Genomic DNA, 25,590 nt, shown 5'->3' with positions numbered 1-25,590 from the left:
ATTTTAAAGATGAATAGGCTCGTTTAGTCTTGACAGAAAAATAGGAAAAATAGAGAACGGTGCTCTCTGCCATACTCTATTTTTATCTTTTTTCCGAAAGACTAGCCTATGAACCTAAGGTAAGTAACGTTTAGTACAAAACGAGTGTCAATAGAACATCGATTACTTTAATCGCAATAAACGGTGCTACCACGCCACCCACTCCATAAACAAGTAAATTGTGGCTTAAAATTTTACTGGCTGGTTTTTCTTTATAAGAAACACCTTTCAACGCCAATGGGATCAACGCTACGATGATTACAGCATTGTAGATGATCGCTGATAAAATCGCCGTTGTTGGACTCGTTAATTTCATGATGTTCAAGGCATCCAAAGCTGGATAGATACTGAAAAATAAAACTGGGATGATCGCAAAATATTTTGCAATATCATTGGCAATACTGAACGTTGTTAAAGCACCTCGCGTCATCAATAATTGTTTCCCAATTTTGACGATACTGATCAATTTTGTTGGGCTGGAATCTAAATCAATCATATTTCCGGCTTCTTTGGCTGCTTGGGTACCTGTATTCATAGCAACTGCAACATCTGCTTGAGCTAACGCAGGTGCATCGTTTGTACCGTCACCTGTCATTGCAACAAGATGTCCTTTTTCTTGGTAGTCACGAATCAAACTCATTTTATTTTCTGGCGTTGCTTCTGCCAAGAAATCATCCACGCCTGCTTCAGCGGCAATTGCGGCTGCAGTCATTGGATTGTCGCCTGTAATCATGATTGTTTTGATTCCCATTTTGCGTAGATCTTCAAATTTTTCTTTCACACCATTTTTGACGATATCTTTTAAATAAATCACACCGAATACTTGATTATTTTTGACGACAACTAAGGGCGTCCCGCCTTCGTTTGCAACACGCTGAACGATAATATCACATTCTTCTGGATAGTGATTGCCTTTTTCTTCTACATATTGTTTCATCGTGTCTGCAGCACCTTTGCGAATTTCGTCCCCTTGGTAATTGATGCCGCTCATGCGCGTTTTTGCTGTAAACTCGATAAATTCAAGCTCTACTTGATTTAGTTCTCGACCACGGATATCAAATTGTTCTTTGGCTAAAATAACGATACTGCGCCCTTCTGCCGTTTCATCTGCTAAAGAGGATAGTTGAGCAGCATCTGCTAAGTCATATTCGCTGACACCTGTCACTGGAATAAATTCACTTGCTCGGCGATTGCCTAGCGTGATGGTACCTGTTTTGTCTAGTAATAAAATATCTACATCCCCAGCTGCTTCGATTGCCCGTCCACTCATCGCAATTACGTTTTCCTTGTTTAAGCGGCTCATTCCGGCAATTCCGATAGAAGAAACCAATGCACCAATAGTCGTTGGCGCTAAGCAAACAAGTAAAGCGATAATTGTAGTTAACGCTAAAGCAGAACCGGTTCCCACCAGTTCACTTGAAAATTTGGTAAAAGGAATTAATGTCGCTGAAACGACTAGAAAAATAATCGTCAACATAATCAAAATAATTTGGAGCCCAATTTCATTCGGTGTTTTTTTCCGTTCGGTTCCTTCCACCATAGAGATCATTTTATCTAAAAAAGATTCGCCATTTTCAGCAGTCACTTTGATCACTAAATAATCTGAAACAACGGTTGTTCCGCCAGTGACAGCACTACGGTCACCACCAGACTCACGAATAACAGGAGCCGATTCACCTGTTATTGCACTTTCATCCACCGAAGCCGCACCATCAATCACATCGCCATCCATTGGGATTTGTTCGTTTGATGCTACATAAACCAGATCTCCTTTTTTCAGTTCAGAGGACTTGATTTGAGTGAATTTTTTTGCTACAGCGTCTTCGATTGAAGCAACTTTATGTGCGGTGACTTCTTTCTTCGCTTGTTTTAAACTTTCCGCTTGGGCTTTCCCCCGACCTTCTGCGATTGCTTCAGCAAAGTTAGCAAATAAAATCGTTAGCCATAAAATAATGGCAATCGCTAAAATGAAGAATGGCTCTGTATCTGTATAGCCAGCAAACGTTAAAACGTACAAAACCGTCGTTAAAATAGCGCCCAGATAAACAACTAACATCACTGGATTTTTTAATTGAATCGTTGGTGCTAATTTTTTAAAAGACGAGTTGAAAGCTTCTATATAAACATTGTGTTTACTTTGTGTATTTTTCACTTGTTTCCCCTTCTTTGCTTTATTTTGTCATAAAGTGTTCTGCGATTGGTCCTAATGCCATTGAGGGCAAGAAACTTAGCGCGCCAATCACTAAAATCACAATGATCAACATCGTTACAAACGTTGCATTGGTCGTTGAAAGTGTGCCTGAACCTGTTGCTACTATTTTCTTTTTCCCTAAATTAGAGGCTAAATAAATCACGGCTAACATCGGGATAAAACGAGAAAGGATCATAATGATTCCACCAAGGATATTCATGAATGGCGTATCGGTGGTTAAACCTGCAAAGGCACTTCCATTATTATTCGCTAGTGAAGAAAAACCATAGAGAATTTCTGAAAAACCGTGGGGGCCTTGATTTGTTAACCAAGACATTGCTTGTGGATTCAATACAAACAACATCGTTCCCATCAAAGTCAATAACAACGGCGTTAAGATCACTAGACAAGCCATTTTCATATCGAAAGGTTCGATTTTCTTTCCAAGATATTCAGGTGTTCTTCCGACTAATAAGCCAGCAATAAAAATAGCAAGCAAGATAAAAACGATCATTCCATAGAGTCCACTACCCGCACCACCAAAGATAATCTCTCCTAGTTGCATCAAGAACATTGGAATCAATCCGCCAAGTGGTGTGAAGCTATCCAGCATAGCATTGATAGAACCATTGGAAGCAGCTGTCGTACTAACTGCCCAAAGACTTGACCAACCAATACCAAAACGTGTTTCTTTACCTTCCATGTTCATTTGACCGATCACGTGACTAAATTGCGGTCCGTAATATTCACTTAACGTCACACCCATCAAAGCTGCAATCAAAAAGCCAAGAGAAACGATCATGATTGTTCGACCTTGTTTCCAATCTTTCACAAACAGTCCAAAAGCAACGATCAGAGCTGCAGGAATCAATAGAATCGAACTATTTTCAATGAAATTACTAATCAAGTTAGGATTTTCAAATGGATGAGCTGAGTTGGCACCAAAGTAACCACCGCCATTTGTTCCTAATTGTTTGATGGCAACTTGACTAGCAACAGTTCCCAAAGGTAAAAAGATCTTTTGGCCGAGTTCTAGACTGGTCGTTTCAACAGAACCAGCAAATGTTTGAACAACACCTTGGGAAATCAATAGTAAGGAAATGATAAAAGATAATGGTAATAATATATATAAAATAATTTTTGTTAAATCTTGCCAGAAATTGCCAATTTGCTTTGTTGTCCGTTTTGTAAAACCACGAAGTAAAACAAATAATACCGCAATCCCTACAGCAGCGGATACAAAGTTTTGAACAGTTAATCCAAAGGCTTGTGTAAAGATCGATAATGTCTCTTCACCAGCGTAGGCTTGCCAGTTGGTATTGGTGATGAAACTTGCTGCAGTGTTAAACGCCAATGAAACACTTGTCCCTGGCAATTTTTCAGGATTCAACGGCAAAAAGCCTTGTCCCAAAAGCATAACCATCAAAAGAATAAACGAAAAGAAACTAAAAAAGAGAACACTCAAGCTATATTGCTTCGCTGTCATTTCTTTTTGCGCTGGTGTTCCTAAAAATTGGTAGATTTTCGTTTCGATTGGATGGATCATTTTTGTCAAAATTGTCTTTTGGTTTGTCATTACTTTGTGGATATAAATACCTAGTGGAATTGCTAAACCGATCAAGACAATAAAAAAGATTGTTTGTTGGATAAAAATTGTACTCACCGTTGATCCCCCCAAAATAGTTGGTAAAATAAGTAAATAAGCAGTAATCCTGCAATTATTCCAGATATAATCGTCATCAAAATCCCTCTCCTTCATTTGATAAAAATAGCATATCAACTTTCCTATAAAGATAGTGTTAAAGTTAAGTGGGCTTCTTTATACCATCTTTACATCGGTAAGGGCTTTCAATTCATTCAATACCAAAGTATTTCTAAAAAAGTATTCAGACTTAAATTTGCGTATTTTATTTTGTCGCCTATCTTACAGTCTTGCGACTGGATGGAGGTGTCCTCTTTATGTTCGTGGCATTAGTCTGTCCGCTTCTTGTTGGAATACTCGTCTCATTATTTGAGTATTGGCTGAATAAAAGACACAAGAAGTAACAGTAGATAGGGTGAGATTCGCCACAAAAAAGCCCCTGGAGAATCAGACTCTCCAGGGGCTTACTCTTTATGTTCTATATTACTTAGCAAAATTATTATAACATGAGATGATAATTAATATCAAGAATAAAAAAAGTATTTCTTACAATAAATTTTCTATATCTCCAGCAATTTTTTCTGGCTCAACAGTTGGTGCAAAGCGTTTTACCACATTACCATCACGATCTACTAAAAATTTCGTAAAGTTCCACTTGATTGCACCACCTAAAAGCCCACCTTTTTCACCTTTTAAAAAAGTGTACAACGGATCAGCATTTTCTCCATTTACATCGATTTTTCCAAACGTTTGAAATGTCGTTTGATACGTCAATTGACAAAACTCACTGATTTCCTGATTGGTGCCAGGAGCTTGATGCCCAAATTGATTACATGGGAAATCTAGTATTTCTAATCCTTGTTCACGATATTTTTTATATAACTCTTCTAATCCCTCGTACTGAGGTGTAAACCCGCAACCTGTCGCAGTATTTACGATCAGGAGAACTTTTCCACGATACTCTTCTAACGAAACCATTTCATCTGTTGTCGTTTTTACTTGATACTCATAAATACTCATTTTACTTCTTCCTCTCCACTAATCTATCTTAACTAAATACTAGCTAGTAGAGCACTTTTCGTCAAGGAAACACGCTTTGATTGCTCATACCGTTGGTGTCAATTCCAATAGCACAATACCGTTTGTATCAAGTGTTACATAATAATTAAATAGGTGTTCGATTTGAGTATCGAAGACTTTGATTTTCGGTCTCGTACTCTCAACAACATATTTTTGTGTCTCCAAATCCAGTGCTTCGGCATTACGAAACTCTTCATAGGTATAAAATAAGGCACCATTATGACGGTTAAAATCAATTTGCTTGATTTGATAGTGTGCTGGTTTAATCGCTGCTAGTTCAATTTCAAAGGTCACTGCCTGACTTTCAAGAAAGGCCTCTTCAGATGAAAGATGGGGATCAAAATAATTCGCATTAAACAACAACAACTGATATTTCCCATCAACTGAGGTCAAAAGATAGTCTTCTCCTTGAGCGAGAATCTTCCCTGTCATCCTTCTAGCCAACCATAAACAAAAATAAGTAGGTCTTTTTCCACTGTAAAAATGAAACAGTTCAAGCCCATCATTTTTTAGTGGTCGTTCTTGTGTTTGTTTTTCATACAATTCGATATTCAACCAAAAACCGAAACCTGCTACTAATGTATCCAACAGTAACAGATCTTTTAAAATAATGGCCCCCCTAAAGAAAGTTCCATTACTGTTTCTGGTCATCCCAGTCAGTGTATTCCATTCAGTAAGATAAAGTGGTAGCTTGATTTCGTACTCTTTTAGAATATGCTTGATACGATGAGTTTTATTCAACACATATTGATGATAGTTTTTTAAATCAGGAAAGGGATTATCTAAATTTTGAAACACATAATTAGGCTCCGCAGAAAAAGATAGAAAGTCACACTTTGTTGCAATCATCTCACAGAAAAATTGTGTTTGTTCTGGTTGTTGTTGCTCAAAAAAGGGGTCCGCTATGGGAAATTCTGCGCCTACAGCTATTTTCGGTGAGAGCGCTAAGAATCTTTTTTTCACTTCTAGAAACTCTGGGTAATACTCCGCAAGATTTTGTTCTTTAAATAGACAATTGATCTTCCATTGTTCCGTCATTTTGGTTCCAAACTTATTTTGAACATGTCGAAAAAATTTGCGGCAGATATCTTTGACACGTTCATCTAGTTGCTTAAATTCTACAAGTGACACCTGGAAAAAAAGAGCTAACTGAGCGGATTCTAAAAACGCTAAGATGTAGTCCCACTCTTCGAATGCGGGAAATGAATTCATCGCAGCTTCTTGATGGATCTGAACTGTTAAGGGAATTTGGGTAAATAGTGATTGAATACTGATGTATTTGATGCCCATTTGTTTTTTTATGTCTAGAATTTCATTTTGAATTTTTCTAGAGGCTAATGCTTCCCACGAACCAACATGAATGATGACGTCTTTTTTTAAATGATCTGCTTCAAATTGTTCTGCGGTAATATGAAGTTTTTTGGTCTTTAGTGATAATTCTGAAGGGCGTGATTCTTCCAATCCCGTTTGAATAAAGCTGTACAGAGGGACCAAAATTTCTTTGATTTGAAGCGCTGATGTTTCCGTTACTTGTTTGATTTTCTCCGGTGCCTTCGCCTGGACTAAATGAGCGGATCGATACTGTGTGGGCGAATCGCTAAAGATTTTTTTAAAGTGTTGCCGATAGGTTTTGCTATTGCTAAAACCGTTATCTAAGGCAATTTGCTCGATACTTTTTTTTGTATACAGCAATTCTGACAAACTATGTTTTACACAAATTGTCCGTACGTAATGAGAAAAATATTCGCCAGTTTCCTTCTTGAAAAACTTCGATAACGAGGATTCCGACATAAAAAAATAGTCGGCCGCATCAGATAATAAGATTCCTTCGTGGTAATGTGCTTCAATATATTCCAAAATCTCTCTTAATTTTTGATTATCTGAAGGATGGTAATCTATAACATCTTCTTTTTGGAAATGATGTACGAGAGACAAAATGATTTGAGTTAAAAACAACGTGATTTTTAATTTTCTTGATGGATCATCACTAAATTCAACTAAACATAATTCCGCAATTTGTCTTCTCAACGCAGCAATCTCAGGCATCTTGCCATGTTCGTTCTGAATTGGTCTACAGTCAAAACGAGTGTAGAAAAAAGCAGGAAATTGAGTCGCAAAAAAGACACTGTTGATCCTCAGCTCTAAATAAATACAACTTTGTTCTAAACCAACATTCAAAAGAACACGTTCTCCTGTATTCATGACAAACAGTTCTCCTGCACTTACTTGATCCGTTACTTCTTCTATAGTAATAAACAAACTTCCTTTTAAAATGACTAAAAGGGTCGTTTCTTTGCAAAGTATATCTTGTTTCGTCCGTAATTGTTGATAATTAATCTGATAATTTTCATTTACAATCATTTGCATCCCTCTTTTGTTTGTTTCTTTCTTAATTATAGCATGCAATTAAGAAAATATCGTTCGTTTGCTAGCCTTATAATTTCCGATCTTTAGAATTTAAAAGGAATTCCTGAAATTTAGAAATTCCTATCATTGTGAAGTTTTTAATTAAGCTTAGAATATATAGTGTATTTGAAAGGAGAATATCCAATGGACGATTTACGCGCACAATTATTTACATTGCTTCAACAAAAAGAGGCTGAATTAATCAGGATTCGCCGACATTTTCACGAACACCCTGAGTTATCTTTTCAAGAAACAGAAACAGCAAAATATATAGCTGATTTTTACGCTGACAAAGACTGTGATGTTCAAACAAAAGTGGGCGGCGGTAATGGTATTTTAGTCGATATCCACGGAGGTAAAAAAGGGCCTTTCTTAGCGATTCGAGCAGATTTCGATGCGTTGCCGATTCAAGAAGATACGGGTTTGCCCTTTGCTTCCCGCACACCAAATGTCATGCATGCTTGCGGACATGACGGACATACAGCCTATATGATGATTTTGGCAGCGTCGCTGATTGAGTTAAAAGATCAATTAGCAGGAACGATTCGTATCATCCACCAACCTGCCGAAGAAGTGCCACCCGGTGGTGCAAAAGGAATGATTGAAGCGGGTTGTTTAGATGGTGTAGATCATGTTTTAGGGATTCATGTGATGAGCATGATGCCGCTTGGTGATGTTCTTTATCATGCTGGATCTGTTCACACAGGTCGGGCAACGTTTAAAGTGGTCATGCATGGAAAAGGCGGTCATGGCTCAACACCGCAAGATGCCAATGATACGATCGTAGCTGCTTCTCAATTTGTAACAGCTGTTCAAACCATCGTCAGCCGCAGAATCGATCCTTTCGATACGGCAACCGTTACAATCGGTTCATTTGACGGCAAAGGGTCAGCCAATGTTATCAAAGATTCTGTTACATTGGAAGGCGATGTACGAATCATGAAAGAAGAAACACGCGCTATCGTGGGAAAAGAATTTAAACAAATCCTTAGTGGCATTTGCCAAAGTTTCGGTATCAGTTATGAACTTGATTACGCTAATGATTATCCAGTTTGTGTTAATGATGCCAAAACTACTGAAATGGTTGCTAAAGCTCTAAATGAAGCGGAAATTCCAGAAGTGAAACAATTAGTTAAATGCGGACCACAAACTCCTTCTGAAGACTTTGCTTATTATGCCAAAGAACGACCAAGTTGTTTCTTTTTTGTTGGGGCTCACAAAGAAGGAACGCCAATGTATCCTCATCATCATCCAAAATTTTATATTGACGAAGATTGTTTATTGATTGCTGCAAAATCAATGGGGGCAACTGTTTTATATTATTTATTTGAAGGAGTTTCACTATGAAAGCAACCACACACACAGCAGAGGCGACTCCCTATAAAGGGACAAATAAATTACTGATAGGGATCGTATTAAGCGTTTTGACCTATTGGTTATTTGCTCAATCTTTATTGAATATGGCACCCACGGTTCAAAGTGACTTAGGTATTTCCTCTGGTGTTTTAAGCATAGGAATTTCCATGACTGGTTTATTTTCCGGAATTTTTATCGTCGTAGCTGGCGGTTTAGCGGATAAATTAGGTAGAATGAAATTAACGTATATTGGTCTTATTTTAAGTGTTATCGGTTCGGTAGCTTTGGTAGCTGCACATGGACCTGTATTATTTGTAGGTGGTCGAATCTTCCAAGGCTTATCAGCTGCTTGTATCATGCCAGCGACAATGGCCTTAGTCAAAACGTATTATGAAGGAAAAGATCGACAACGAGCGCTAAGTTATTGGTCGATCGGCTCTTGGGGTGGTTCTGGTTTATGTTCATTCTTCGGTGGCGCTATTGCAAGTTCTTTGGGATGGCGTTATGTCTTTATTTTTTCGATCATTGTTTCAATTTGTAGTGCTCTGTTGATTTTCGGCACACCTGAAAGTAAAGTTACAAGCGATAGTAAAAGTAAATTTGATTCGATTGGCTTACTTTTATTTATTGTTTCAATGGTTGCCTTAAATGTAGTTGTTTCTAAAGGTTCTGAATTGGGTTGGACTAGCCAGATTGTACTCATTTTAGCAGCAGTCGTGATCATTGGCTTAGTTGCATTTTATAGGGTGGAGCAAACCATTGATAATAGTTTCGTTGAGTTTTCTTTATTTGAAAACCGCGGTTATCTTGGGGCAACGATTTCTAATTTCTTATTGAATGCCGTTGCAGGTACTTTGATCGTGATCAATACCTACGTTCAACAAGGTCGTGGACTTTCTTCCGCTAAAACAGGGATGTTATCGATTGGTTACCTCTGTTTGGTGTTAATCACTATTCGAATCGGAGAAAAATTATTACAAACCGTTGGGGCGAAAAAACCAATGTTATGGGGAACGATCCTTTCTGGAACAGGCGTTGGTTTGATGGCCTTAACGATGGTGACTGGTACTGCTTATTTTGTGTTAGTTTTTATTGGGTATAGTTTGTTTGGGATGGGTCTTGGGATGTATGCAACACCTTCTACGGATACCGCGATTTCCAGTGTTCCAAATGAAAAAGCAGGAGTCGCTTCAGGTATTTATAAAATGGCCAGTTCTCTTGGCGGAGCATTAGGTGTGGCAATTTCAGCGGCAGTGTACAATGGTTTTAGCGTTAGTGGCAATTATACACAAGGAGCAACGTTTGGTTTATTGACAAATATTCTGTTCTGCGTTTTAGCCTTAGGTTCAATCGTATTTATTATTCCAAAAGAAAAACAAGTGTAGGGAGAGAGACGCTATGAATAATCAAGAAGCGTTACAATTATTGAAAGAAGTCGTTCAAATCAAAAGTATTCTAGGCAATGAAAAGGTGGTTGCCGATACATTACAAGCTCTTTTTGAAACACATGATATTCCTTGTGAACAAGTGGAATATAGCGCCGATCGAAATCAATTAGTTGCGACTTTAAAAGGCACTAAAGAAGGTCCTGTCCTAGGTTTTTCTGGGCATATGGATGTCGTTCCTGTGGGTGAAATTCCTTGGGATGAAGATCCTTTTGCAGCAATTGAAAAAGACGGTTTACTTTATGGTCGTGGAACATGCGATATGAAATCTGGCTTGATTGCGGCAGTTGTTGCAATGATTCGTTTAAAAGAAGCAGGTTCAAACTTTAAAGGAACCATCAAACTTTTAGCTACGGTTGGAGAAGAAACGAGCGCTATCGGTTCTGGTCAATTAGTTGATAAAGGCTATGCAGATGATCTAGATGCATTAGTGATTGGTGAACCTACAAATGTTGAGATCGGCGTGGCGCACAAAGGTGCTTTATGGCCTCGTATCACAACGTACGGGAAAACAGCGCATGGCTCAATGCCAGATCAAGGAGTAAATGCAATTGAACATATGCTTTTAGTTTTAAATGCCTTTAAAGAAACCTTTGATTTTTCTCAATCTGTAGATGAATTAGTCGGTGCTTCAACTTCTAGTGTGGATATTATCAACGGCGGCAATGGAACCAATGTCGTACCCGATAAGTGTACAGTAGAAATCGATATCCGTACCATCAAAGCACAAAATCATACTGAATTAAAACAACAATTTAAAGAAATGCTGGATACCTTAGCCACAACCGTTCCAGATTTTAAGGCGGAAATCGAGTTCATCAATGACTTACCTTCGATGAAAACAGAACTTGACGATCCATTCACTGTATTAACTCAAAAAGTTGTTGCAGATGTTACTGGCCAAACGGCAAATACATTTGGTATGACAGGCTATACCGATGGTTCTCAATTTGGTCGTGTCAACAAAGCGTTCCCTATTTTAATTCTAGGTCCTGGCGAAACAAAATATGCACATCAGCCAAATGAATTCGTGACGATCAATGACTTTTACCAAATGATTACAATCAACGAAAACATTGCAAAAGCATTTTTAAACTAAACAAGATTGAAAGGGCGAAGCCATACTCAAAACACCTGAGTATCACTTCGCCCTCTTTTATACCTACTTATATATGTTTTTTTGATTATTGAGTGATTTCTTTTAATGCGATGGCATCTTGCGATTCATTCATTACTTTCTTATAACGGTATCGAATGATTATCGCAGCAACAACACCCACTGCAGTCAATGCAATGTTTAACCAAAAAATTAGCGAAACATTTATTTTTTCCAGTTGTCCTGTAATATATGGAATGACCATTACGGAAACAGATGTTGCAATCGAATAGTAACTAGTGATTCGTCCTTTACCTTTTGAAAATAACTCCAACAAAACTGCCAACCCTAACTGCCAAATTCCACCCGCAGCAAAAACACCAATACCGATTGAACCGATCAAAAACATCGGCGTACTTGGAAATAAGGTCATGCCTAGCAGTAAGAATAAGGAAATTGTAGTACACCAAACAAGTAATAAGGTTGGGGCAACGCCTCTTTTTACGATCAATGACGTTAAAAATACTGATGCAAACGAACCAATACTATAGGCACTGACTAAAACCAAGCTATTGGAATGGTTCATAAGATTCAATGATTCTGCAAAAGATGGTACCCACAAAATAAAAATATTGAAAGTAGACACGCAAGTAAAACTAAAAACTAATAACGCTAAGCCTTCAACTTTAAACAGTGGTTGTTTCCCTTTCGTATTCACTTCTTCTTTGATGATTTGTGGTATATTCGCCTCTATCTCTGCTCTTTCTGGAAATCCCAGTTTTGAAATATAGAGTAAATTAAGAAACAATCCCAACGCACATCCAATAAAAACAAGTCCGTAATAAATCTCATGGTTCAACATAAATCGTGTCAACAGCGGTAAAATAAACTGACCTAAAGAAATGAACGCTTTGTTCAACACACTAAGAGAACTATTGTCCTTTTCATTCGGATAAGCCTCCATCAACGTCGGGTATGTACTTGTATCTAAAAATGCATTACTAAACCCAGCAAACAAGGCAAAAAAGAGTCCTTGTACATAATTTTGACTGACCAAGATTCCTAAGAAAAAGATCAAATAACTAATAATTCCCAGTTGGACCGTTTTCTTACGTCCAAATTTATCTGAAAAATAACCGGCAAAATACAAAATCAACACGCGGCCTAAACCAATACCGCTAATGACCAATGTTACTTGCTGTACCGTTGCTTGCCAGCTATCCATCAATGCATTCAGGTTTTGAGATAGAATAATCGCTGCCATACCTTGAAAAATAAAATTCGTATATAAAGAACCAATCAAAGGGGTGTAATTTTTTTTCGTTGCTTCCATCGCCATTCTCCTAGCTGTTTAAAATTGACTTTGTTCACTTTTTCACTATCTTTATTTTAAAAAGAATCGTCTATAATATCTAATGTTTTATTTTCATGTAATCAATAAATTATATTTATGGATCATCCGTTTATAAACACTTTTCAATACCGTTGACGTAATTATCCTATTATTGCTTACAGCTTAAAGCAAGTCAACAGTTAATTCTTAGGCTATAAAAATAATTAAAAACAAACGACAAACGAAAGGTTTTAGATTTCGTTTGTCGTTTGTTTTTAATAAAGATAACTTAAATCGCTAGCGACCGTTGGATAAAGCAAGATCATTTCATTGATTTTTTCAGCTGGTAATTTTTGATTGATCATCAAAGTAAACAGATTGATCAATTGATCCGCTTCATTTCCTAGGACTGTTGCGCCAACCAATAAACCCGTACGCTTTTCCGTAACTATTTTTGCTTTGACAAGCGGTTCGTTGATTCGTTTATACGTAAACCATTGACTTAAATCTAAGTCACTCACTTCATACTCTGTACTTTTTAAAGCGGACAAATCAGTTAAACCTATTTGAGCTAATTTAGGAGAACTGAATATGATTGTTGGAATCAAAGGATAATGGATTTTCTCATTTTTACCAGTAAACAGATTAGCCAGATAACTTCCTTCAAAACTAGCGACTGGAGTTAATTTTGGCTGTTGTTTTTCCAAGCAATCACCTAGAGCATAAATAGTTTCAACTGTCGTTTGCAAATAATCATTTACCACAAGTCCTTTATGCGTATACTCAACCCCAATTTCAGTTAGTCCCATGCCTTCCACATTCGGGATGCGCCCAGTTGCACAGAAAATTCGATCCACCAATAGCGTCTCCTTACTTGTCAAAGACACTTCAAACTGAGCCCCAGATTTGCTGATTTCCTCAGCCGATTCATTAAAGTGAAACGTAATTCCACGGCTTTTTAAATGCTCGATCAGCTCTTCAGTCAACAGTTCATCAAAGCCTTTTAGCGGTCGTTCATTATGATGAAGTAAATGTACCTCACTGCCACAACTGCTTGCAATATTGGCCAATTCAAGTGAGATATAACCCCCTCCAACAAAAGCCAATTTTTTCGGTAAGTCCTGCATACTCAGAAAATCAGTACTCGTACTAAAATATTCTTTACCAGGAATATCCAAAATCGCCGAACGTTGTCCTGTCGCTAAAATAATTTTGTCCGCTTGATACAGTTCCCCACAAACTTCGATAGTTTGGGTATCTTTAAAAAAAGCTTTCCCTGTGATTTTGTGAATCCCTGCACTTGTTAAACCTTCTTTTTGCTCAGTCGGTACCGATTTCGTAAAAGTCTCTTTAAACGCCATCAAATCTGTCCAGTTGATTTCCGGTATCGTGTTGAATCCTCGTTTTTCTAACTGCAGTAAATTATCTCTAGCTTCAACTGCTCCATACAGCACTTTTTTAGGATCACAGCCTCGATTTGGACACGTACCACCCCATAAATCAGCTTCAACGACCGCCACGTTTTTCCCTTTATCTGCTAAATCATAGGCCGCTGCCATCCCGCCAGGTCCACTTCCAATAATGATGACGTCAAATCTTTCCATGAGAACTTCCTCCCTTATTTTAAACGTTCTTATCACTTGATTCGTACTTCGACCGATTGATACAATATGGATTCATTATAACAAGTGATTGGGGAAAGTTCATATGATAGACCTTCGCTCCTTTCATTTCCACTGAAAAATTCATTAATTCGAAACGGCAAATAAGCTGAATAAAAATCAGAGAGATTTGCTCCAGCTTATTCACTATTCAACTGACCTTTTAAATCGTGTTACCATTGTTTTGAATCACTTTTTGGTACCAATAGAAGCTATCTTTTTTGTATCGATTCAAAGAGCCTTCTTGGTTTTCATCTTGCGCAACATAAACAAAACCATATCGTTTTTGATAGCCATTCAACCAGCTTAGTAAATCTGTATAGGACCATGTGCAATAGCCTAAAACATCCACACCATCTGTGATTGCTTCTCTGATTGCATGTATATGTCCTTTTAGATAATCAATCCGATAATCATCATGGATTTCTTTAGCCTCCGTTAGTTTATCATATTCTCCAAGTCCGTTTTCAGTGATCAACACAGGAATTCGATAACGACTTGTGATTCTTCGAAGCCCAATACGCAACCCTTCTGGATCGATTTCCCAATCCCAATTAGTACGTTCTACGAATGGATTTTCCACACGTTTGAAGACACCTGGTAGACCTGATTCTTCTGAAGACCCCTTCTCACCTGTCGTATTCATTCTCCCTAAGCCAACACCATCAAGCGGATTGAAGACAACCGTATTGGTTTGATAATAGTTGATTCCTAAAAAGTCCGGTTTGCCAGCAGCTAAAAGTTCGTCATCCTCAGGTTCGATTATAGGCGCTACCCCTTGTTCTTTCAACAATTTTAAAGCTGCAATTGGATATTTCCCAAATAAATAAACATCCATCCAAAAATGTGCATTTAAATCTTCTGAGTCCTCAGCTGCTAACACATTTTGTGGATCACTATCTAACGGATAATTTGGACTATAAGCAAAACTTGGTCCAATTTTCCCTGGCATATCCATGTCATGGAATTTCTTGATTACTGCTGCGTTGGCTAAATTAGCATAATGATTCGCCTGATACATTCGTTTGGGGTCACTCACTGCCGGTGGATGAGAAGCCATTAAATAACCGTGACTGATAAAGATATTTTGCTCATTTAAACTGACCCAATACTTTACTTTTCCACGTAACGCTTCGAATAAAACCTGTGCATAATTTGTAAAGTCTGCAACGATTTTTCTTGATTCCCACCCTTGGTATTCATCTTGTAGCGCTTGTGGTAAATCCCAATGGTACAGCGTTAAAACGGGTTCAATTTGATTTGCGATCAATTCATCCACTAAATCAATATAAAACTGCAACCCAGCTTGATTGATTTCACCCCGACCGTTTGGAAAGATCCGTGTCCAAGCAACAGAAAAGCGGTAGGCTTTTAGGCCTTGCTCTTTCATTAACGCAACATCTTCCTTATACCGGTGATAATGATCGACTGCTACATCCCCATTGGTCCCTTTGAATGTTTTTCCAGGAATTCGAACAAATTCGTCCCACACAGAAACACCTTTGCCATCCTCTTGCCATGCACCTTCTACTTGATAAGCAGCAGATGCTGATCCCCATAGAAAATCCTTTGGAAATTGATCCAGTTGTTTATGCTCCATCGTAATGCCTCCAGTTTTATCGTGCCTCTAGTGAAATCGTCAGCACTGATTGCGCCAACGGACACTTAATTACACGCTCATTTTCGTGGATGTAAACGTAATTTTCTCCGACTAACCCTTCTGTACGGATCCCCACGTTTTTAGTATCCTTCTCTATTATAATCTTAGTAAGAGGATTTCCACTACTATTTATGTTTATTTGTTCAAGGGGATTTTCTGATAACTAGTAAAAACGAACTGCTGTATAACATTAGTTGGGAGTCTATCATTTTGACGATAAACTGATTATGATGAAAAAAAATATGGACTAGTAAAAAAATATATTTTTCTAAACAAAAAAACAAAGAAAGAAATTTCTCCTTGAAATAAAACAATTTAGCTCTAGAAATCAACAGATAATTACATAATAAACTTTTTTTTATTTTCATACGTTCTTTTATTTTGTTTTTTCATTTAAATAAATAATCATTGATATACACTCCAATTATTTTCCTATTGGAGTGTGCTATACTATTGTGATATACTATAGTTGCTTTATTTCACAGTGTTTCTCTTGTGAACTTGTTAGGAAAGGAGTGAAAGTATTTTGGAAGAAGAATATTCAAGACGGAAGCAACAGCGTCCAGTATCCAACTCGAAATCGACGATTATAACTGTTATTTTATTGTTATTTATAAATACACTTGCACTAGGCTTTTTACTATTCTTAAATGTTCAAGCAAGCGCGAAGCAAGAAGAACAATTAAACAGTATAGAAAAACAAGTCAATCAGCTTGAACAAGCGCATGGAACAACAACTCAGTCATCGGTAGCTGATAACACAGAGCGCAATGTTCCTGTAAGAGAAAGTTCAACAACCGTGAGCAGACTGGAAGAATCTAGTTCGACCACTGAAATGTCAAGTCAACCAGATCAAACAACAACCCCTTCATCAGAGGTTGCTGACGAGCAAACTGAAAGCTCAACTGAACAAAACGCCACACCTCCAGCAACTACTTACACTGTTCAGCCTGGAGATACACTCTCTGTAATTGCTGAAAAGAACAAATTATCACTTCAAGATTTAATGTTGAAAAATAATTTAAGTGATTCAACCGTTTATATCGGACAAGTTTTATCATTACAATAGGCAATGATTTTCCCCTACATACGGTTTATCCAATTGATAAGCTTCGTTATTCATAAAAAATGCGTTACAAAACTAAAAAAAGTTTTGTAACGCATTTTTTCTTGAAACAACCAACATTCATCCCTCTTGAGCGCACGAATGATTGATCTTGTAATTCATATTTTTAGGCACTACTATCTCTTCTTTTGCCTGAATGTACGCAACAATCAATCCAACAATTTCTTCTGCCCCTTCATTAAGAACAGGACATTCCAGATAGGTTTTAAACCCGCCACCACCACTTGCTCGATAATCACTTAAAGCAATCGTAAATTCATCTGTATCTTTGATCGGCTGGTTATTATAACGCAACTCGGTTACACGCTTTCCAGCCTTTTGGCAGAGATCGATCGTATAATCAATTCCAACGAAAAAGTCAAAATGATAGTGTTCAATTTTAGGATACAAGTAATGGGTTGAAATGTTCACTTTATTTTGTTTGTCCAAACTAAAATAATCCATATTTTTGTCCACAACTTCTTTTAATTGAGCCCCAGTGATGTTTAGCGTAATCAGCTGATTCGTGTATGGATACGTCGCAATCACATCTCGCATCGTTACCTCTTTATGAAATCCAGGTGATGTATTTGCTAAAGAAACTACTGTGATTTGAGCATTACTAGCTTGTAATTGAATCGCTCCAATTAATTCTATCACTGGACTTCCATGCAGTGCCATCTCTAACTTGTCGCTCGCTAATGCATCGCTGTCCAGTTTGCCAATTGCTTGGTCCAAAAAGCTTTGTACTTTTGCTTCCAAAGGCTTTAATTCATTTACCAAATCAGAATCTGGAACAGCACTAGGTTTGCCTACACTCGCTGTTATATCTATGATATTATTCGTTTTTTCAATATCGATTTCAAAATAATTTAGCGCATTCGATGACGGTTGTACAACATAAGTACCATGCAGCAATTGTCCCTCGATCAATAAATGCTGATGTCCTGTCAACAATAAATCAAAATCAAGTTCCTCACAGATTTTATAGCCAATATTTTCACGTGTTTTAGACAAGAGCTTCCCTGATTTCACGTCTCTTTCAAACCCGCCATGATAAATACAAATCGTAAGATCAACTTGTGGTTTCATTTCCTCTAGCGCCTGTTTTGCCGCTATAAATGGATCAGCTATCGTGATATCTTTGATATTGTCAGCTTTTTCCCAAACAGTGATATACTCTGTCACCACGCCGACAATGCCTACTCTTAAGCCATTCGCTACGGTTTTGACCGTCCACGGAAATTTTTTGGTATTAGTGCTTTTATCTAAGATATTCTCGCACACACAGGTTGCTTGAAGGGCATCTAAATACTGATACAAGTAACTTGTGCCATAATTAACATCATGGTTCCCTAATGTGACAAAATCATAGCCAGCTTGATTCAAGACCGTTGCTTGAGGAAACCCTTCCTCCGGATGAGCTTGACAGTAGGTTGCTAAAGCTGAGCCTTGCAGCATATCTCCACCATCAATAATCAATGTATTCTCATCTTTTTGAAAGTTTGGCATACATTTTAATAGCCCCATATCTTTTTCTTGTGTATCCGCATAATTGGTTGGAAATAAATAGCCGTGAACATCTGATGTATAGTAAATTTTAAGTTGTTGCTTCATCTTGTTTCACCTCATTCCTGTATTGATTCATATTAATCCAAGCTATATATTCGTCAAACAGATTATAAATATAATTTGTTTCCAAACGATAACTTGGAAAGATTGGTTCATTAGTCGTTACTCGATAACTCGATTGGTCAGGTATGAGTTGGCCATTTACTATGGTTAGACCTTCAATAGGTTGTCTTAACAGTAGCTCTTTCAGTTCGCTTTGAGAGACATGATAGGTTGATAGCGTATACGGTGGCCTAAAGCTGCTTAAAAAAGAGCCAATTGTTGTTCCTTTTACGTTAACAGCATAAAACGTTCCTGGAACTTTCTTCGCTAAATATTGTGGAAAACAGCTTAGATCAAGTTTTTTTTCCAACCATTTTTTATAATCTGACTGATCGTACAAAGAGTAACTAGCTGGCGTAACTTTTTCGGTACTGATCAATTGAGCTTTTTTATCTGTCACTTGATTTTCTTGAATCGAAAAAGTTAATTCTCCAATGTAATTGCCTCGATAGCCAGGTTGGACAAATGCTGTATTGTTTACTATTCCTGCATTGATTCGATGCTGATGCCCACATACCACACCGTCGATCCCGACTATTTCACTAATGATTCGATAAGTCTGATCTTCTCCTGTATCGTATTGCGTAGGCTGCCCTGTGTCCATATCCCGTTCAATCCCGCCATGGTAGCTGACAATCAACACATCGACCTGTTCACGCACAAGCGGTACCCAGCGGTTCAAACTCTCAAGCACATTGATGAATTTCAAATCCTTAATTTGATCATAATCAGTGATTTGGGGCATTGCACCAGTGATCACACCAATTACACCAACTTTCAACTCACCACGTTCAATAATCGTATACGGCTCAAAAATCAATTCATCTGCTAAATCTAAGACGTTGGCGCAAAGGTACTGACCGTTAAACGCAGCAACTTGACGCTTCAAAAAATCAATTCCATAATCGAAATCATGATTTCCTGGAACCATTACATCAAATCCAATAGTATTGGCTAATTCAATCAAAGGCGAAATAGCCATAGTGGTATTAAAAAAAGTAGTCTCAGGACTACCCACTAAAAAATCACCATTGTCGATCAGAATCGGTTCATGATACTTTTCAGCAATCGCAGGAAGAGAACAAAGACCGTTCTCTCCATTTGCTGCGGCTGTTAAAAAACCATGGACATCTGTTGTACTTAATATCGTTACTTTATCCATTTTTCTATCCTCACGAATTACTGTAGTTTTTTACGTAAATAACCAGTTACAGCATCGATTAAAAATACTGTAATAATGATTCCAAACAAGATAATCCCGACTTTATCCCAGGCTCTTGCCTGAATCGCAAAAATCATTGGCGCACCAATTCCACCGGCTCCAACTAACCCAAGTGTTGCAGCGCTGCGAACGGCTATTTCAAAGTGGTTCAACGCTAATGACAAAAAGGTTGGAATCAATTGAGGCAAGCGCGCATAAAACATTGTCTGCCAAAAATTAGCCCCCACAGCAGTCATTGATTCTACTGGCGCCTCATCCATCGCTTCGATTTCTTCGGTATATAATTTACCTAACATTCCGATCTGATGAACGCCGATTGCCAAGACCCCAGCAAACGGGCCAGGACCAACCATCTTCACAAAAATAATAGCATAAACAAGTTCTGGAAAAGCTCTTAAGACATTACAAATGAACTTACCGATTTTTGAAACGATCGTATTTGATTTCCATAGGTTGTGGGCGCTGATAAACGTTAGAGGTAATGCTAATACTGTCGCAATAACGGTTCCTAAAAAAGCGATCCCGATCGTTAACAATAACAAACTTAGTAAATCTTCACCGCTTCCATCATAAATGTATCCCCAATCAGGTTGGAATAATCCTGAAAATACGGATTTAACCATATCAAAAGACATATTTCCAGCTTCAGAATAATCAATCCCCGCTGCCGAATAAAGAATGATTGCTAAAACAATAATGATCGGCAAATAGTTTTTTAACTTTCGATTCATGCTCATCATACCAACCTCTTTCTGATCATTTCACTGATCCAATCGATTGTGATCACCACAACTAAAATAGATAAAATAATGATCGACACTCGGTCATAGCGCATCAAGCTCAATGACGAATTTAAAATCACACCGATTCCACCAGCACCAACATACCCTAGAATCGTTGATGCACGAATGTTGACTTCAAATGCATACAAAGAATAGCTGGCAATTTGGTGCGATATTTGCGGTGCAATTGACCAAAAAGCAATCTGAGTCTTTGTTGCACCAACTGATTCAGCTGCTTCGATTGGACCATGATCGATTGTTTCGATAGCCTCGTAAACTAACTGTGAAACCATCCCAAATGTGAAAACAGCAATCGTTAAGACCCCCGTGAATTCACCGATCCCAAACATTGCTACAAACAGTGCCGCCAGCAATAGGTTAGGAATTGTCCGAACGATACTCATAAAAAAACGAATGATTGTTGTTATAAAAAAGTTTCTGGTTACAACTGTTGTCGCTAGAAATGCAAACGGCACAGCACATATTACGCCAAGCGTGGTTCCAACTACAGACATTTTGATTGTTTTCAACATCGGCTCAATGATTTTAGGAATATACCCCCAATCAGGACTAAGAAAACGTTGTAAAAAAATGCCCATCTGATCTAAGTTATTAAAAACATCTGCCATTTCGGCGCCAGTCACACGTGCACTTGAATACACACATAAAAGGAGCAATACTACGATAAATAAATGCTTATATAAATCACGGTGAATCGTATCTTTTACCTTCATTACGCAACACCTTCAGTTTGTTTCAAAATATCCGCACCATAAATACTCGTCAAGACTTCATCAGTCGCTTCTGCTGCAGTCCCATCAAAAACAACTTCTCCATCACGTAAACCAATGATTCGACTAGAAAATTCACGGGCTAAATCGACAGAGTGAAGATTGATCACTACAGTGTGATTCAACTCCTGATTGATTTTCTTTAAGTCTTTCATGATTTTTTGTGTCGTGATTGGATCTAATGACGCTACCGGTTCATCTGCTAAAATAATCGATGCTTGTTGAACCAACGTTCTTGCGATCGACACACGCTGTTGTTGCCCACCACTTAACTCATCACTTCTTGAATGAAGCTTATCTGCTAGGCCAACACGACCTAACGCGTCATTGACTAATGCGTAGTCCTCTTTTGAGAAAATCCCAAAGATACTTTTCAGCGTGGAATAATAGCCTAGTCGACCTGAAATAACATTTTTTTGAACAGAACTTTTTTTTACTAAATTAAAATGTTGAAAAATCATGCCGATATTTCTACGAATTCTGCGTAAATCTCTTTTATTGGCTTTCGTGATCGAAGCACCATCGATGTTAATATTGCCTTCAGTGATTTCATTTAACCGATTGATCGAGCGTAACAATGTACTTTTACCCGCGCCACTTAATCCAATCACTGACACAAACTCACCGTCGTTGATGGTTAAATTAATATTTTTAAGCCCTTTGACCCCATTATTGTAGGTTTTTGTTACATTTTCAAACTGAATCATGATTTCTCCTTTTTAATAAAAAAATAGAAAAGGCTGAGACAAAACTAAATCCTAGTTTTGTTTCAGGCTCTAAATCCGAATAAACGGCGAGAAAAAGCAGCCTCCTTTTTATTTATCGAAGCTAAGGGCTTTTGTCTCGTCCTCGTTAGGTCACTCATTCATGTCGCAACGCTTTATTCTGCTGCTTTTTCTGTATATTCTTCGACTGTATCGTAATTTTTATCGTCCGCTTCTACATAGCCTTTGTGTCCCCACATTGCCATCGCTTCTGCGCCTTCTGAATCTTTGGGCATTGCCAAGAAAACCTCTTTGACTTTTGCTTGTAGGTCTTTATCCATCTTAGGTTGAACGGCGATTGCATCATTTGGAATATCACCATCTGTTAGATATAAGACTTTTAACTCTTTAAACAAGTCATCTTTTTCAAATTTTGAGGCAAACACATTACGTGCTCCTTCAAAAACAAAACAAGCGTCTTGCTGGCCATTCAAAACAGCGGTAATTTCACTTGGAATATCATTAACCGTTGTCAGTGTGACATCCTTCGTTGGATCGATCCCTACTTCTTTCATTTCAACAACTGGATAAATATAGCCGCTGGCTGAATTGGGACTTAAGCTCGCGATTTTTTTGCCTTTTAAGTCTTTCAAAGAATCGATTCCGCTATCTGCTCGTACAAGCACTTCACCTTTGAAGGTGCTAGATAATTTATCCGCTTCTGGTTTCCCAGTTTCACGGTTGAACGCGCCTAGTTCAGAAGATAGAATCGCTGTAGCAGCTTTTTGATTACGTGCTTGAACGTATGCTGATGGCGGCATGATCCCGATATCTACTTTGCCTGATGCCATAGCCTCAACGATTGTTGAATAATCTGTTGCTAACGTAACATTGACGTCACGTCCTAATTTTTCTGACAAATAGTTTGCGAAAGGTTTCGCTTTTGCTTCCATTGAGCCATCGTTGTTGGTTGGTACAAATTGTAATTCTAATGGCTTCGTATCATCCGCAGCTTTTTTATCGCCACCTGACCCACATCCTGTAAGTAACCCCACACTCAAACCAATAACAGATAGCAACCCTAACAATTTCGTTCTCTTTTTCACTCTTTCCATCCCTTCGCATGTCGATATTCCTAAAGTTGAAATTACTCTCCTACTTTAGCTATATCCATTGTATTTTAGTGGTGTAAATTTATCATAATAATGGCGTAAATGTTGTGTAAATTTTCTGAAATCCGCTTCATTATTATTTATGTAAATCAATCGTGCAATTGCCTGTTACTATTCAGTAAATTCTACTGTTTTAACCTTAAAAATGAACGTAACAAACTAAATTTAGTATAGCATAAATCTCCTTTTTTTCTAGACTAGTTTTCATTTCTCTCTTATTTTATGGTCTGATCTATTTTTATTTTAAAGTAAAAAAAACCTTTATTACAAAGGTTTTTGAGTGTTTCGTACTATTTGTTGTTCTTCAATAACACTAAACTCTTGTTATCCTTTCATTCTTTGAATGTAGTCAAAAAAAGGGGGCTATTACTCATAGAGTCTTGACCCAACCTCCTTTGATACAGAATAGACGATTGCTTATTTTTCCGGATACATTTGATCCGCTAATTTTTCAATTCCATCTAATGATTGGTAGCCATAACCAAACATATAATTATAATCCACCGCATAAACTTTTTTGTCTTTTATGGCTTTCATACTTGAAAGTTTTGGATTTTTCAAGACTTCATTGATCATTTTATCGCCAGAAATCCCTTCTTTCAACGTGCTCCAATCTGCTACAATCAAAACATCAGGATCTGTTTCAATCAATTTTTCTATACTGACTTCACCTTTTTCATCTCTGAAAACATTGTCTAGTTTCACCATATTGAAAATGTCATTGAAAAACGTTTCATTATTTGCAGGATAAACATATAATTCAGCTGGATCTGTTGTATGAAGATAAGCAAACGTTTGGTCTTCTTTGATTTTCGTAAGTTTTTTCTCGACATTGGCTTGACGCTCTTTCAACTCTGCCTTGAATGTGCCTGCTTTATCCGTTACATTGAATACTTTGCCTAAATTATCGATATCATCATAAACAGAATTAAACGTGCCACCCGTTACAGAAGAATTCAATACGAAGGTTTTGATTCCCATTTCATTTAGCGTATCAACAGTACCGACACCCCAGTCTTGGTTATCAAACAGCCCCCCGCGTCCATAGATCAAATCTGGATCAACACTTAGCGCCATTTCTTTGCCAATATAATCGGTAGATAAATGATTCAATTCATTAAACTCTTTTTCGACTGCTTTATCAGGTTCGCCAAATACTGCACCGACACCAACAATTTTATCTTTTAAGCCTAAATGCAGTAATAACTCTGCTGCAGGTTGTGTATTCGCTAGAACTTTTTCTGGTGCTTTATCAAAAGTTTGTTCTTTCTTTTTCCAACTTTCCGCACCTTCTGCTTTCGTAAAATTTTGAACCGTTACAGGATACCCTTCACTTTGTTTTGTTTCAGCAGACTTTTGCTCTTTTTGACCGCAACCTGTTAAAATCGTTACCCCTATTAAACTAACAATAAGTGCTTTTTTCATTTTTTTCGCTTCCTCTACATATAAATTTAAACCTTGGGACTAGTCTAATGAATAACAAAATCCTAAACCCCGGGTCACTGGATTTTGATAAATCGTGCATTTAACACCGTAAATCTCTTCAATCAAATTCGCGGTAAATAAGTCCGCAGGTTTGCCTTCCGCAATGATTTCCCCTGCCTTCATTGCATAAATATAATCACAATAATGAGCTGCGAGTTCTAAATCATGGAGTGCGGCTAAAACTCCGATTCCAAGATTTTTTACACAACTCAATATTTCAAGCTGATAGCGAATGTCCAAATGATTCGTCGGTTCATCTAAAATCATATAACTAGGCTGTTGTGCAATCGTCCGAGCTAAAATCACCCTTTGTTTTTCACCACCAGATAGTGACAAGAAGCTTCGCTCAGAATAGCTAGTTAAATTGGTCTTAGCTAACGCATCCATTACAATCTCATTATCTTCTTGTGTATCTGATTCTAATAACTTCTTGTGCGGTGTTCGCCCCAATAAAACCATTTGAAAAACACTTAAATCAAAATTCAATTCATTAAACTGATTCACTACACCTAATTTTTGAGCCACTTTTTTTTCAGAAACCGCTAAAAGATCCAACTCATCTAAAAATACACGGCCAGCTTGCGGTTTGATTCCTTGATATATCCCTTTTAACATCGTTGATTTGCCACAACCATTCGCTCCGATAATCCCCACAAATTGTTTTTTTTGTGTTTGAAAAGAGATACTTTTAACGATCGATTCTTGTCCGATCAAGATTTCTAAGTCGTTTACAGTTAATTCCATTG

General features: G+C 37.7%; 20 protein-coding genes. 5 read left to right on the top strand and 15 right to left on the bottom strand.

The annotated features are described in order from the left end of the window. Positions 1-130: 130 nt before the first annotated feature. Both kdpB and kdpA read right to left on the bottom strand, forming a co-directional pair. Positions 131-2,191, bottom strand: a complete 2,061-nt coding sequence (gene kdpB / locus AC1PU0_RS02660) for a potassium-transporting ATPase subunit KdpB (protein ID WP_479998667.1) — start codon at positions 2,189-2,191, stop codon at positions 131-133. Between the two features lie 19 nt (positions 2,192-2,210). Further along, positions 2,211-3,893, bottom strand: a complete 1,683-nt coding sequence (kdpA, locus tag AC1PU0_RS02655; protein WP_479998666.1) for a potassium-transporting ATPase subunit KdpA — start codon at positions 3,891-3,893, stop codon at positions 2,211-2,213. A 296-nt stretch (positions 3,894-4,189) separates the two neighbouring features. Here kdpA and AC1PU0_RS02650 point away from each other — a divergent pair, with 296 nt between their 5' ends. Further along, on the top strand, positions 4,190-4,276 hold the full coding sequence (locus AC1PU0_RS02650; protein WP_206848570.1) for a type I toxin-antitoxin system Fst family toxin: 87 nt from the start codon (positions 4,190-4,192) through the stop codon (positions 4,274-4,276). Between the two features lie 142 nt (positions 4,277-4,418). Here AC1PU0_RS02650 and AC1PU0_RS02645 read toward each other — a convergent pair whose 3' ends face one another. Further along, positions 4,419-4,892, bottom strand: coding sequence for a glutathione peroxidase (locus AC1PU0_RS02645; RefSeq protein ID WP_479998665.1), 474 nt, complete (start codon positions 4,890-4,892; stop codon positions 4,419-4,421). 84 nt (positions 4,893-4,976) lie between these two features. Beyond that, positions 4,977-7,313: a helix-turn-helix domain-containing protein gene (locus tag AC1PU0_RS02640; protein ID WP_206848526.1), complete on the bottom strand. Its 2,337-nt coding sequence runs from the start codon at positions 7,311-7,313 to the stop codon at positions 4,977-4,979. Positions 7,314-7,502: 189 nt separating this feature from the next. On the opposite strand from AC1PU0_RS02640, the gene AC1PU0_RS02635 reads away from it, so the two are divergent. Genes AC1PU0_RS02635 through AC1PU0_RS02625 form a run of 3 tightly spaced genes read left to right on the top strand, consistent with a single transcriptional unit; the run spans position 7,503 to position 11,258 of the window. After that, positions 7,503-8,705, top strand: a complete 1,203-nt coding sequence (locus AC1PU0_RS02635; protein ID WP_206848525.1) for a M20 family metallopeptidase — start codon at positions 7,503-7,505, stop codon at positions 8,703-8,705. Further along, positions 8,702-10,099 carry an MFS transporter gene (locus AC1PU0_RS02630; protein ID WP_206848524.1) on the top strand — a complete coding sequence of 466 codons (1,398 nt, stop codon included), beginning with the start codon at positions 8,702-8,704 and terminating at the stop codon, positions 10,097-10,099. Before AC1PU0_RS02635 ends, AC1PU0_RS02630 begins: the two co-directional genes overlap by 4 nt. Positions 10,100-10,112: 13 nt before the next feature. Beyond that, positions 10,113-11,258 (top strand): ArgE/DapE family deacylase, encoded by a 1,146-nt coding sequence (locus tag AC1PU0_RS02625; protein ID WP_206848523.1) that lies wholly within the window; start codon positions 10,113-10,115, stop codon positions 11,256-11,258. Between the two features lie 85 nt (positions 11,259-11,343). Here the strand turns inward: AC1PU0_RS02625 and AC1PU0_RS02620 are convergent, their stop codons facing one another. From AC1PU0_RS02620 to AC1PU0_RS02610, 3 genes are all read right to left on the bottom strand, one after another. Continuing rightward, positions 11,344-12,588 carry an MFS transporter gene (locus tag AC1PU0_RS02620; RefSeq protein WP_206848522.1) on the bottom strand — a complete coding sequence of 415 codons (1,245 nt, stop codon included), beginning with the start codon at positions 12,586-12,588 and terminating at the stop codon, positions 11,344-11,346. A gap of 275 nt (positions 12,589-12,863) precedes the next feature. After that, positions 12,864-14,192 (bottom strand): dihydrolipoyl dehydrogenase family protein, encoded by a 1,329-nt coding sequence (locus AC1PU0_RS02615; protein ID WP_479998664.1) that lies wholly within the window; start codon positions 14,190-14,192, stop codon positions 12,864-12,866. A gap of 220 nt (positions 14,193-14,412) precedes the next feature. Further along, on the bottom strand, positions 14,413-15,849 hold the full coding sequence (locus AC1PU0_RS02610) for a glycoside hydrolase family 1 protein (protein WP_111248494.1): 1,437 nt from the start codon (positions 15,847-15,849) through the stop codon (positions 14,413-14,415). A 586-nt stretch (positions 15,850-16,435) separates the two neighbouring features. Between AC1PU0_RS02610 and AC1PU0_RS02605 the strand changes: the two genes are divergently transcribed. Next, complete coding sequence (locus AC1PU0_RS02605) at positions 16,436-16,978, top strand: LysM peptidoglycan-binding domain-containing protein (RefSeq protein ID WP_069653915.1); 543 nt, start codon at positions 16,436-16,438, stop codon at positions 16,976-16,978. A 117-nt stretch (positions 16,979-17,095) separates the two neighbouring features. Here the strand turns inward: AC1PU0_RS02605 and AC1PU0_RS02600 are convergent, their stop codons facing one another. From AC1PU0_RS02600 to AC1PU0_RS02565, 8 genes are all read right to left on the bottom strand, one after another. Continuing rightward, entirely contained in the window at positions 17,096-18,631 is a 1,536-nt protein-coding gene (locus AC1PU0_RS02600) for a bifunctional metallophosphatase/5'-nucleotidase (protein WP_206848520.1), read from the bottom strand. Further along, entirely contained in the window at positions 18,615-19,850 is a 1,236-nt protein-coding gene (locus AC1PU0_RS02595) for a metallophosphoesterase (protein ID WP_206848519.1), read from the bottom strand. Before AC1PU0_RS02595 ends, AC1PU0_RS02600 begins: the two co-directional genes overlap by 17 nt. Before the next feature lie 17 nt (positions 19,851-19,867). Beyond that, entirely contained in the window at positions 19,868-20,650 is a 783-nt protein-coding gene (gene phnE / locus AC1PU0_RS02590; RefSeq protein ID WP_422851643.1) for a phosphonate ABC transporter, permease protein PhnE, read from the bottom strand. Then, on the bottom strand, positions 20,647-21,426 hold the full coding sequence (gene phnE / locus AC1PU0_RS02585) for a phosphonate ABC transporter, permease protein PhnE (protein ID WP_206834176.1): 780 nt from the start codon (positions 21,424-21,426) through the stop codon (positions 20,647-20,649). The genes phnE (AC1PU0_RS02590) and phnE (AC1PU0_RS02585) overlap by 4 nt, the downstream gene beginning before the upstream one ends. Then, the gene (phnC, locus tag AC1PU0_RS02580; protein ID WP_479998663.1) at positions 21,426-22,190 is read right to left on the bottom strand and encodes a phosphonate ABC transporter ATP-binding protein; all 765 of its coding nucleotides are present in this window, start codon (positions 22,188-22,190) and stop codon (positions 21,426-21,428) included. The genes phnE (AC1PU0_RS02585) and phnC overlap by 1 nt, the downstream gene beginning before the upstream one ends. 173 nt (positions 22,191-22,363) lie before the next feature. Continuing rightward, entirely contained in the window at positions 22,364-23,302 is a 939-nt protein-coding gene (locus tag AC1PU0_RS02575) for a phosphate/phosphite/phosphonate ABC transporter substrate-binding protein (RefSeq protein ID WP_069653921.1), read from the bottom strand. 474 nt (positions 23,303-23,776) lie between these two features. After that, a complete protein-coding gene (locus tag AC1PU0_RS02570) occupies positions 23,777-24,784 on the bottom strand; it encodes an ABC transporter substrate-binding protein (RefSeq protein ID WP_479998662.1) in 1,008 nt (335 codons plus the stop codon). Between the two features lie 39 nt (positions 24,785-24,823). Then, positions 24,824-25,588: an ABC transporter ATP-binding protein gene (locus tag AC1PU0_RS02565; RefSeq protein ID WP_479998661.1), complete on the bottom strand. Its 765-nt coding sequence runs from the start codon at positions 25,586-25,588 to the stop codon at positions 24,824-24,826. Positions 25,589-25,590 lie beyond the last annotated feature (2 nt).

Source organism: Enterococcus sp. XAF26B05_ASV22 (assembly GCF_056727285.1).
Note: the sequence above shows the minus strand (reverse complement) of the source record. Positions and strands in the feature narration are given on the sequence as shown.